The following is a 12,007-nucleotide window of genomic DNA, read 5'->3' on the forward strand; positions in this document are numbered from 1 at the left end:
CCGATGAGGGGGCAAGTGGACAAAGATACCAGGGGAAAGTTGAAACAATCCACAAAATCCACCGTTAAAACCTAAAAACTTTCTCAATTCCTGGGTTCTGAGTTCTCAATTGTTATACCCCCCTCTCGATCGCTTGCTCTGGGTGGTTCGCGTCTCCCGCACCCGCTTTACAAGGGGGATCTCCAAACCGGCGATCGCCCCCGACGCCTTAACCTGTAGCTTCACTCCCTTGATTAACCTCCCCCGGCGACCCTTTGGAACAAGATGGCGATCGCAGCTCAAAACATCTCTGAGTGCAACTACAGGATTGCTCGCAGCAATTCATTCCCGATCCTTTTTTTGGTTCTTTGTCTGATGAGCTGTTCCCCATCGTAGTCATTTAAACGCAGGAAGTACGGATCGTGGCCAATCAACAAATTTTAGTGGTTGAAGATGAGCAGATCCAGGCGCTCGAACTTCAAAAAATGTTAGAAAACTTGGGATATCAAGTGCCGATCGCTGTCACCTCCGGAGAAGCGGCAATTGCAGCAGCAAAAGATCGTCAACTCGATGTGGTGTTGATCGATCTGAATTTATCCGGAACAATAAATGGGGTCAGTGCTGCCAAACAAATCCGCGATCGCTTCAATATTCCGGTGGTTTATTTAACAGAATCTAGTGATGAAGAAACCTTACAGCGCGCTAAGCTGACCACTCCTTTCGGCTATTTAGTTAAACCTTTAGAAGCCAACTATCTTAAAACTACTATCGAGATGGCCATTTATCGCCATCAACTCGAACAAGAATTAAAACAAAGTCAGCAATGGTTTGCTACCACTTTGCACTCCATTGGCGAGGCGGTTATTGCCACTGACGCTGGCGGAATTATCCGTTTTATTAATCCCGTTGCCGAATCGATTACCGGCTGGAGGCGATCGCAAGCTCTGGGAAAAGATGTTTCAGAAGTCTTTTGCATTGTCAATCCCTCAGCTCATCTTCCTTACCCAGAAGCGCCCGGTAAACACAATTTGCAGCTAGCAGAAGGCAACGAAATCTCCCTCGAAAATATTGACGAGCCTTCACCGGTCGATCGCGGGTGGACAGCCAGTTGCGATCGCCTACTGATTGCTAAAGACGGACGTCAAATTCCCATTGACGATACTGTAGCCCCGATTAATGACGAAAATAATAAAATTATTGGCGCGGTTTATGTCTTTCGCGATATCAGTGCCCGCCAGCAAACCGAAGCCCTAGAAAAAGAAAGAATCCGCCTGGAAACTGAAATCAAAGAACGCTCCTTAGCTGAAGCCGAAATCCGCCGCTCTTTAGAACTGGAAAAGGAACTGAGCGAATTAAAAAGCCGCTTGATTACCACCATTTCCCATGAATTTCGCACCCCGATGAGCGTGATTTTATCATCCAGCGAATTACTCCAAGTTTACGGCGATGGATGGCAGGAGGAAAAAAAGCAAACTCATTTTAATCGGATAGAAACCGCTATAGAATACATGACCGCTTTGGTGGAAGATATCATGTTGGTCGGTGAGGCGCAAAGCGGAAAACTGAGGTTTAACCCCACCCCGGTGGAGTTAGTGGGATTTTGCACCCAGCTCATCGAAGAAATGAACAGCACCAAGAGCGATCGCCATCACATTCAGTGGATCTGCGATCGCCAGGCGATCGAGGTCATTCTCGATCCGAAATTACTGCGCCAAATCCTCAAAAACCTCCTTTCTAATGCCATTAAATATTCCCCCGACGGCGGCGAAATCAAGCTAGAACTCACCTGTCATCCCTCGAATACCCCATTGGTAAACACGCAAAATGCCCCGTCTCTCCTGGCAATTTTCCGCATTCAAGACCCGGGCATTGGCATTCCTAAAGTAGAGACGCAACACCTGTTCGAGTCTTTCCAACGCGCTACCAATGTGGGCACCATTCGCGGCACCGGTCTGGGATTGGCAATCGTACAAAAATGCGTTCAACTACACGGCGGACAAGTGGAACTCGAAAGCGAACTCGGTATCGGTACCACCGTTACCGTCAAACTGCCCATCGATGTCTACCAAGGCGATTAAGCGGGTTGTTAATGACCAATGACCAATACCATCTGATGTTATGAAAAAAATCTCCTTTGAATCGATAATGAAAACCGGGCGAGAAAAAATCATTGGGGTACGAAAATTTTTGGGCGATCGCCCCTTCTCGAAAATGAACTACACGCCTTATTTATTTTTACTTCCCGCCGGGATAATCCTAACTTTCACGGTATTTTGGCCTGCATTACAAGCTTTTTACCTGAGTTTCACGCAATATGAATACGACCTTACCCAACCGCCGACCTGGGTGGGACTGGCCAACCTGCGGCGTTTGTTGAGCGATCGCCTGTTTTGGGAAACGCTTCGCAACACCTTAGTTTATCTGGTTTTTGTAGTTCCCTTGTTGGTGGTTTTACCCCTTGGACTCGCTATTTTAGTCAACCAAAAATTGCGCGGCATTAGTGCGTTTAGAGCCGCGTTTTACACCCCAGTGGTGATTTCGATGGTGGTAGCGGGAATTGCGTGGAAATGGCTTTATGCCGACAATGGACTATTCAATCAACTGCTACGAGGAATTGGTTTAGTCAGTGAAGGAGAGGGAATTGGCTGGTTAACCAGTCCCGACCTTGCCTTATTTAGCGTAATGACCGTTACGGTGTGGAAAGGATTGGGATATTACATGATGATTTATTTAGCGGGGTTGCAATCGATTAGTCCAGAGCTGTATGAAGCAGCAGAACTCGACGGTTCCGATGGCATTCGCAAGCATTGGGATATTACAGTGCCTTTGATGCGTCCGTATTTGCTCCTCGTGGCGGTGATTTCGTCCATTGCGGCAACGAAAGTGTTTGAAGAAGTGTACGTGATGACCCAAGGCGGGCCGCTGAATAGTTCTAAAACAATTGTTTATTATTTATATGAAAAAGCATTCCAAGAGTTAGAAATTGGCTATGCTTGTAGCATTGGCATGGTGTTGTTTGTCATTATTTTATCCTTGTCGATTGTCCGACTGAGCGTTAAAAGTTGAGGATGAAAGCCACGGGATGGATATTTAACCAATTGTCCACAGCAAAAACTGCCAGTGGGGGAAACCACTGGCAGTTTTGACAGATGTGAAAGAAAAATGGATCTGAGGAGAGTCGAACTCCTGTCCGATTTTGCTATTCGCCGATCGCTCGTTCACAAGCTTAGCTCATTTAATCCCATGAGTGAGAATTCATCCTTTGTCCCGGATGAGGGAATTCCGAATGAACGCTTAGCTAGCACTACATCGGAAAACTCGTGCTAGAGCATCCGTTGGGGTTTTGTCCGCAATTCTTAACGGAGTCAAATTGCAGACCGCTCGAATCTGTGAGAGAGTTTTAGACAGTAACGGTGAGTGTCTGACGAGCGAAAGGAACGATGTTGTTCGCAGTTACTTTGGTTTTGAGTCTGAGATTTACGAGAGAAGACTCGCTCTCGGCCTGGGTCACGATGTCGCTTTCACAAAACCGTCGAAACCATTTCAGGCCCACTGACTATGATGCCGCGAATCGCGATTGACAACCGCCGGGAAGCCGTAATTTTCAAGTAGAGTTTTCCCGGAAGTTTGACCCAATGGGATTGCGATCGCACCCCAAGCACTGACAGTGGATTATTTCAGTATCGGATCCAAGCGAGCAATTGTTGAAGTGGGTTAAAGTGAATTGGCGATCGCGCGAGGCGTCGCTGTCACTCTCCCCGCCACCCCCGCACCTCGGTTTCCGCCTCCTAAAATCGGACTAATTTTTTCATCGATTCCGGCGAACTTGATATTAAAAGCGCAATTGGTACTCAAACAAAGCGCGGTGGTTGTCATCAAAATCCGTAGCGCCGCGCAGAATCACCTCATCATTAATCCGATAGCGGACACTAAAATCCGTGGGTCTTTCATCCACCAGAACTCGTTCCACAGAAACCGAGAAATTAGAAGTAATATCGACCCCAGCTTTCACCTCTAAAGCCAACTGCTCGAAACTGCCGCGATCGACGATCGCAGGCCCGAGACGAAATTCGCTTAACCCCAGAGCATTGGCGATCGAATTTTGCACATCCAACAGCAGAGTATTCCCGGCAATATTCGCCAGTGCCAAGGTAGTATTTCCCTGACCAAACGTATTGACAAACCCACCACCAATCAGCGCCACAATTTCCTGTTCGCTGCGCGCCGGGGAACTGCTCAGCTCCAGATTTTGCTCCAACTGAGAGGCCCTTCCTTCCACCGAAGCAATCACCCGAATCGTTTCCCCATCGCCGATCGTGGTCTCGATGGGGTCATTCACCTCACTCTGGGACGCCACCGAGACCAAATTAGTATTTCGCACTTCCGGCACGTTTGCCACCAATCGCACGTCCAAATATGGATTCAACGTCCCCGTAAACACCGCCACATTTTCCGCATCTCGAGCCAATCGGAACTGAGTGGTAAACAAATTCACCAATCCGCGATCCAAACGAATCGTTCCTTGCGGGCGCGGATCGTCGATAAACCCATTAATCGTTAAATCCCCACTGGCCACAAACTGCAACAAGGGCGGACTGCTAATCTTCAAATCCTCTCCGAGAACCACCCGCAAACCGTCATACTCCACCCCGAATTGCTCCTCATCCCCTGCCCCAGGTGCTCCATTTGCCGCTGCTTGACCGGAGGGGTCGCTGGGCAGCAACACGGTGCCATCAGACAGCAGAATTTCGCCACCCAAATCCGGTTCTAGGGCCGTGCCGGTAATCGCGATCTGCCCGTCCACACCGCCTTCATATAACCCTTTTAAATTCAGCCTTAACTCATCCAAGCGCACAGTTAGCGGATTCTCCACCTGGGATGTGGGGGTATCGATCGGCAACACTCCTTGCGCCAATACCTCACCTTCACGAAACTCGCCCCGGATGCCCTCCACCACGATCCGATCGCGCTCAAACTGCGCCGTCCCCGTGACATTTGTCAGCGGTTCCGGGAGTGCCTGGGCGTCAATTGTCGCATTAGCGATCGCCGCACTTCCCGTGGCGACCAAATCCTCAATGACCCCTGCCTCCGGATCCAACCGCCCCTGCGCCTGAAACTCCACCGTTGCGCTACCCTCCACCCATTCCACCTGCTGTCCGGTGGCCACATCAATCAAACTCAACCCATCATCCTCGATATCCACGCTCAAACTAAACTCATCATTCCCCGGCGTCGGCGGAAGAGGCACGCTGGCACTCACCCGCAAATCCTCCGGTGCGATACTGCTAAAATTCAACCGAGAGCGATCGTAACTAAACGCCCCGCGCAATCCGGGAATCTCCTCCCCATTCACCGTGCCATTATCCAACCAAACTTCTCCGCGCGACTGGGGATTTTCCACACTTCCCGCCAGAGTCGCCCGTAAATTCACCAACCCTTCCACATCAAAATTATCCGGCAATTCCACAAAATTGCGAATCAAATCCACCGCCAAATTTTCCACCCGCAATTGTCCCGACTGATTTTCTCCCCCGATCGCACCGCTAAACGAAATCAAACTCTCCTCCGTGCGAATTCGCGCAGGGAGCAACGTCACCACCCCATTGGCAAAACTGCCACGGACGATCGCCTCCTCAATATCAACAACCCGCCCCTCGCGCAATACCACGCGATCGCCCACCACCGCCTGATAGGGGCGTTGCGTAAACCACTGCAAGCCATCGCTAACAATATCAAAATTCGCCTCCACTCCGGTTTGCGCCGTACCGGCAAAAGTAATCTCCCCATCAAACTCGCCGCGCACCTTAATAATCTCCGGCACCCCCGGTTGGCGAGCGATCGCCGCCTGCTGCTGCACCAAGGTCGCGATTTCCGACAACCGCCGTAACTGCGTCAGCAAGCGTTCCCCGGGCAATCCCACCGAAATCAAATCCAACTGCTCCGACCCCGCATAATCCGGTGGCGTCAACCCCCGCTGCGCGTCTTCCACAGTAAATAACTGTAGTGCCTGCAACACATCCTGGACCCGACCTTCCACCACCTCAATTTGCCCTTCAAAGCTGGGATTTTCCGCCAACACGGCGCGCGCTGCCAACCGATACTCACTTTCGCCCAAACGCAACAGCGCCTCATCCACCACCACCAGGCCCTCATCGTAGGCCACTTCTGCCACAAAGCGCTCGGCGTCAATATACCCCACCCTCGGACCGGCCACCGCAATGTTTGCTCGTCCTGCATTCCGGGCCAAATCGTACTCCCCACTGCTGTAAATCGCACCCCCCACCGGTCCGGGGGGCAAGTCAAACGCCAGATTGGCAATTCCCAACGGGAACTCCTCCACCACAAAACGCAGCACTTGGTTCTCCACCGTCCCTCGGGCCAAAGTATCCCCCCGTCGCAGCAAGAACGATTCCGGGAAAAAGCGATCGTCCAATGTCACCGCGATCGCATCCATATCCCCCCGCAAATCAATCTCCACCCCTTGTGCCGTATTCACCCGCACCGGACCACTTATCAGCGGCTCAAAATCCAACGTCGCCACCTGCAAATCCGCCAACCGCATCTCCCCGGTCGCCGTCACTGCAAACGGCAAAGGCGAATCCGGATCCGGCGTCGCGGTCCCGCGCACTTGCCCCGCAAAGGATACCGCACCCGCCAAATACGGCGGTGGCGGCACCTCATCCCCCTCCCTAGCGGCAACTTGCGGCAAATTCTCCACCGGTAACGGCAACCCCGCCAAATTAAACTCATCTAGCGCCACATCGAAATTAAATCCCCTCACCTGCGGCGCTTGTTCCCCCCTCACATCCACAAACACCGTGCCGCTGGCATTCAACCCCGGCGCATCGAGCTGCGTGACCTGCAAATTATCCCCATTCCAGCGAAAAGCCGTCCGCAAGGGCGATATACTCGAGGCAAACGGCGACAAAGCCGATTCCGGATCCGGATCCGCCAAAATCAACCGAGCCTCACCCCCCGCTCTCACCTCCGCCAGGGCAAACGATTCCGCCGTGCCCGAAACCCGCACCGTGCCTTCGGAGAGTGCCAGAGGTTCCGACAAAGCCGGCACCAAGGGATTGAGGGGCAAGTTTGACGTGCGAACCGTGGCTTGCCACGCCCCATCATTCCACCCGAAATCCGTCGTCACCGGCGCGCCCGCCACCTGCAATCGCGCCTCTCCCCTGGCATCCAACCCCTGGGGAGAGAGATTCGCGATATCTCCCGCCACCACTGCTTCCGCATCGGCTAACTCCACCTGCACCGGCAAATCCGCAGCCAGTTGATTCCCATCCAATCCGGACGCATATACAAACGCTCTCAAGTCGCCATTATTTAACGTGCCGTCCCCGCGAATTTCGCCTCCAGCCAGCCCCAATTGCACGTCAGCTTCGGCATATATATCCTCGATATTCGCTGATGTGAGACTTCCCGCCAGATTCACCCGAGCGCCAGAAACCCGGAGCGGATTTTCCCTTTGTGAGATTACCGTCAGCTCGTCCGCCAACAGGGTGGCCTGAAACGCCCCATCATCCAGAGACCCGCTGCCGAACACCGACGAAGAATCCACCAACAACTCGACTCTAGTCGTCGCATCCAGGGTAGAGAGTTCCAACTCGGACAGATTGCCCCGCACCGTGGCTTCCCCAGTAGCCACCTGCACCGGCACTGGCAAGTCTGGGGCAAATTGATTCACCTGAATCTCCCGCGCATCCACAAATGCCCGCAAATTTCCCTCGCTCACCGCCCCACGAGCGCTGACACTGCCGCCGGCGAGCTGCAACTGCCCCAAGAGCCGCGCATCGATCGCACCTGGCTCGAACTCCCGAACGTTCCCCGTCACCGTCACCCGCGCCTCGCCAATTTCCAGGGTACTGGGTAAATTTTCCCCAAAATCACTCTCTCGCACCTCCTGGGTCGTTACCGTGGCCACAAACTCCCCATTATTCAACCGGGCACTGGCCACCGCATCAGCATTGGCCACCGCTAACCCCAATTCCACCTCCGCATTCAGCCCTCTCGGGTCTAAATTCGGCACCGTCCCCGACACCGCAAACTGCCCCTGCAACAGCTCCACCGGGAACGGCAACTGGGCAAATCGATTCACCCCGATATCCGCCACCGTTCCCCTAGCCTGCAGCGCCCCATTGCGTAAGTTGCCCTGGGCAAACAAGCGACCCTCGCCGGATTGCAGCACCAATTCCGTATCCGCATTAATCGCGGAGGGTTGGAAATTTAGCACATTATCTAGAGTGCTATCTAATGTGATAGCGGCACGCTCTAACTCCAGAGGCGCATTCAAGTCGGGCAGGAATTGAGCGAGTTGCAAATCGGCAGCATTCACCACCGCCGCCAAACGTCCGTCCTCCAGGGTTCCCCGACCGCGCACCCGCCCATCGGCAACCTGAAGCTGCACCAGCGCCGTGGCATCCACGCCGAAGATATCCAAAGCGTCAATATTCCCCCGCACCGTCACCCGCGATCGCCCAATTTCCACCGGGGCAGGCAAATCCGGAGCAAACCGATTGGCGATCGCCTCCTCGGTGCTCAGGGTCGCTTGAAAATTCCCCCGTCGCAAACTGGCATTCGCTCGCGCTGCAGTATCCGCCACATTCAAATCCAGCCGCGCGGTGGCGTTAAGATTGTCTGGGTCGAAAGTGGCCGGATCCAGAGCCGCCAAGGTGCCCGAAACCGTGACATTGCCGGAATCGATTTCCGTGCGCAACGGCAACGCCCGCCGGGTCAGGGCATTGACCAGCACTTCCGACGCTCTGACGCTGGCTTGAAAGTTGCCGTTTCTCAGGCTACCATCGGCAAACGCGCGACCGTTGGCCAGGGTGAGGCGCAATTGGGTGGAGGCATTCAGGGTCGCGAGGGATAGGGAAGCCAAATCCCCTTCCAGATTGACGCGCGAGCGATCCACCCGCACCGGTGTGGGGAGTAAATCCGGGGCGAAGCGATCGAGCTGCAGGCTGTTGGCACTCAGGGTAGCGTCCAGATTGCCCCGTCGCACAGTGGCATTGGCGCGGATGGCGGCATCTGCGACCGAGAACTGCAATTGGGCGATCGCATTAATCCCCTCAGGCTCCAACGAGTCGATATTCCCACTCAAGCGCGCTTCCCCTCGGACTAACCCCACCTGCACGGGCAAGTCTGCCGCCAGCAGCGGATCCAGCGGTACCCCATTCGCATTCACCACCGCTTGGAACTGCCCGTTCACCAACCGACCCTCCACCCCCACCGGGGCATCCGCTACCCGTAACTGCAAGTTCGTGGTGGCAAACATCTGCCTCGGATCTAACTGGGCGATATCCCCGGCAAAGTTCACTCGACCCCGGGCTAATTGCACCGGAACCGGGAAATCCGCCGGCACGAAGGGGTCCAGGGGCACGGTATTGGCGGTGACGGAACCCACCAACTGCCCCCGACGCAACTGCACCCGCGCATTCAACGGATTGCCCGCCACGTTGAGCTGAATTTGGCTAGTGGCATTCAGAGCTTCCGGCTGCAAGGCATCTAGATTGCCCGACAGGGTGACGCGCGCATCGGCAATGCGGACGGGGACGGGTAAGGGTTCGGTCAGCCAAGGGTCGAGGGGAACGCCTTCCGTAGTGGCGGTGAGGGAAAACTGCCCGCGATTTAAGCGACCCGTAGCGATCGCCACTGCCCCGGGTACCCGCACTCGGGCGGTGGCAGTGGCGCGCAGGCGATCGGGTTCGAGGGAGTCGATATCGGCGGTGAGGTTTGCTTCTACCTCGGGCAGGGCCACTGGTGCGGCTGAGGTGGGAACCAGGTTGGCTAGGGCAATCTCGTCACCGCGAACCGTGGCCTGTAGTTGAGCGTTGTTTAAACGGGCGTTGGCGCTCAGGTTGCCCCCGTCGGTGGTGGTCAGGGTGGCGCGACCCATCGCTTCGAGGGTTTCGACGCTGAAATCTAGAGTGCCGGAGGCGCTGAAGCGGGCGTCCAGGATGCCCTCAGCTTCGATGGGCGGCGGTTGTGCCGGCAGGGCGAGGCGATCGGCCCGCAGACCCTGCGCCGTAACCGTAGCCCGCCATCGTTCGTCCCGCAGGGTTCCGTTGGCAGCGATGACGCCCCCGGCGACTTGGATGCGGGTATTGGGTATCAGGATGGTTTCGCCCACGGCGATAATTTCCCCCCGGGCCGGGTAGGTGCCTTGCAGGGCTTGCCATTCCACCAGGGTGGTGGCCTCGTCTGGGGACCCGGTGATGCGGGCAGTGGCAAATACCGGCCCGATCGCTAGGGGGAGGGGGTCTTCTAGGTAATTGTCCGCGATCGCATTCCCGGGAATCGAGGTGGCCTGAAAGGTCAAATCCAGAGCCTCCGTCGGCTGCAAGGGCACGGTTCCGCCGCCGCTGATTTCTCCCCCCACCACCGGTTCGGCGAAAAATTCCGTCAGTCGCACCTGTTCTTCCCCAACGTCGATCGCCACACTGGCGCGAACCGTCTCGAATTCGATTTTATCCACTTGGGCGGTTTCCCGGTTGCTGATGCTGGCAAATACCACCGGCGCTTGCAGCGGTCCGCTGACGTTCATCTCCCCCGCCAAAACCCCGGTAATCGGCACTGGGGCGGGCAAGTCCAGGGTTTCGATAAAGTTCTCCGCTTTTACCGGTTGGATGTCGATGTTGAGGTTGTATTCTCCTTCCCCCGCCGTATCGATGACTCCCGCAGCGGTACCGGGAATTTGCCCGTAGAGCGCCCTGGCATCTTCGAGACCCACGGTTAAGCCGGAAAATCGCAGGCGACCCCTGGCGTTGTAGAGTTTTTTGGGCAAACCGGCCAGTTGGGCGTTTAGGGAATTAAAGCCCGCAGTTCCCTGCCATTGCAGCACCTCGGCTTCTTGCAGCGTGATGCCTAAGTTGGCATTCAGGGAGCCATCGAACGCGCGGATGGGTAAGTTGGGGATTAAGGTCAGGATGTCCGGGGCGTAAAGATTTTGTCCCCGGATCTGGAGCTGGGTATCTAGGGTTTCAAAGGCGACTTCGCCACTGATGTCGAGGGTGCCGTTGGGGGTGGAATCGCCGCTGACGTCAAAGGCAACCCGGGTTTGATTGTCGAGAAATTCCGCACTCCCGTCTAGGTCTTGGATGGTGACCGGGTTGGGCGGGAGGAGGGTTTCGCGTCCGAGTCGTTGCGCGAGCAGTTGCGGGTTGGCAACCAGAACCAGTTCGCCGTTGATGAAGTCGATGGTGTCGAGTTCGATGGAAATCGGACCGGGTTCGCTGTCTTCGTCAGTGGCGAGTTGGGTGTCTACCCAAGCGCCGTCGCTGTTTTGTTCCAGGTAGATATTGGGGTCGATCGCGGTGATGTCGAGGCTGAGGGTGCGGGTGCGAATCAGTTGCCACAGGTCGAAGTTGACTTCGATGGTGGGGATGGTGGCGCGATCGGGATCCGTGGGGGTGGGGGGCACTTCGGTGGTGCCGAGGGTGAGTCCGGTAAGAGAAAAGCGCTCTACCGGGCCGACGTCTACCGGGCGCTGCACCAGTTTGGTCAGTTGGGTGCTGACGAACGGGGCCAGTTCGTTGTTGACAAAATAGATTCCGTATGCAATGCCTGCCGTGGTGCCGACCAATAGAATTCCGCCCACGGTGAAACTCGTGCGTTTTAACAGCGTGACCCACCGGGGTTGGGTTGCAGTTGACTCGGTTTGATTTTGCGAATCTGGGGAGTTGCTCATCTCCTCGGAACACCAAAAGGGCAGAATTTATCGACGGGCAGGGGGTCGGTCGGACTTGAGCCTCGCGCCGTGGACTTCTAAACTCGATCGAGACTCGGGCAAGAGAGTGTTTGATTCCCCATCGTTGACTTTTACTGTAGTCGAAAGTGCCCAGAAGCGCTACTCCCTGGGGTAGAATGTCGATTTGGCAGCGATCGCAAAAGGGGGTAGAGAACTTGTCTGGAAGAAGTCTCTCGCCATAAAGTAAGGGAAGTTAGTGCGAATCGTTCCCGCCAAAGTTGAAGTTGAAATACTGAAAACGTAAGCGGGGCAAGGAATCTAAGGCTTAAAGCC

Annotated in this window: 4 protein-coding genes and 1 other RNA gene; 2 read left to right on the forward strand and 3 right to left on the reverse strand. The window is 55.1% G+C overall.

Annotation, left to right across the window (positions count from 1 at the left end):
* The first annotated feature begins 401 nt into the window (after positions 1-401).
* Both LKK83_RS22220 and LKK83_RS22225 read left to right on the forward strand, forming a co-directional pair.
* Complete coding sequence (locus tag LKK83_RS22220) at positions 402-2,057, forward strand: hybrid sensor histidine kinase/response regulator (protein WP_324633541.1); 1,656 nt, start codon at positions 402-404, stop codon at positions 2,055-2,057.
* A gap of 133 nt (positions 2,058-2,190) precedes the next feature.
* Positions 2,191-3,045, forward strand: a complete 855-nt coding sequence (locus LKK83_RS22225) for a carbohydrate ABC transporter permease (RefSeq protein ID WP_324633549.1) — start codon at positions 2,191-2,193, stop codon at positions 3,043-3,045.
* A gap of 94 nt (positions 3,046-3,139) precedes the next feature.
* Here the strand turns inward: LKK83_RS22225 and ssrA are convergent.
* From ssrA to LKK83_RS22240, 3 genes are all read right to left on the reverse strand, one after another.
* Positions 3,140-3,530, reverse strand: a transfer-messenger RNA (tmRNA) gene (ssrA, locus tag LKK83_RS22230).
* A 163-nt stretch (positions 3,531-3,693) separates the two neighbouring features.
* Positions 3,694-3,834, reverse strand: coding sequence for a hypothetical protein (locus LKK83_RS22235; RefSeq protein WP_324633550.1), 141 nt, complete (start codon positions 3,832-3,834; stop codon positions 3,694-3,696).
* A complete protein-coding gene (locus LKK83_RS22240) occupies positions 3,812-11,674 on the reverse strand; it encodes a translocation/assembly module TamB domain-containing protein (protein WP_324633542.1) in 7,863 nt (2,620 codons plus the stop codon). The genes LKK83_RS22235 and LKK83_RS22240 overlap by 23 nt, the downstream gene beginning before the upstream one ends.
* Between the last annotated feature and the right edge of the window lie 333 nt (positions 11,675-12,007).

This window comes from Phormidium sp. CCY1219 (assembly GCF_035615515.1).
Classification (GTDB): Bacteria; Cyanobacteriota; Cyanobacteriia; order Cyanobacteriales; family Laspinemataceae; genus CCY1219.

What these genes read in the sequence shown, in the direction of transcription:
- LKK83_RS22225 (WP_324633549.1), top strand. Translation starts at nt 2,191, where the DNA reads ATGAACTACACGCCTTATTTATTTTTACTTCCCGCCGGGATAATCCTA.
- LKK83_RS22240 (WP_324633542.1), bottom strand. Translation starts at nt 11,674, where the DNA reads ATGAGCAACTCCCCAGATTCGCAAAATCAAACCGAGTCAACTGCAACC.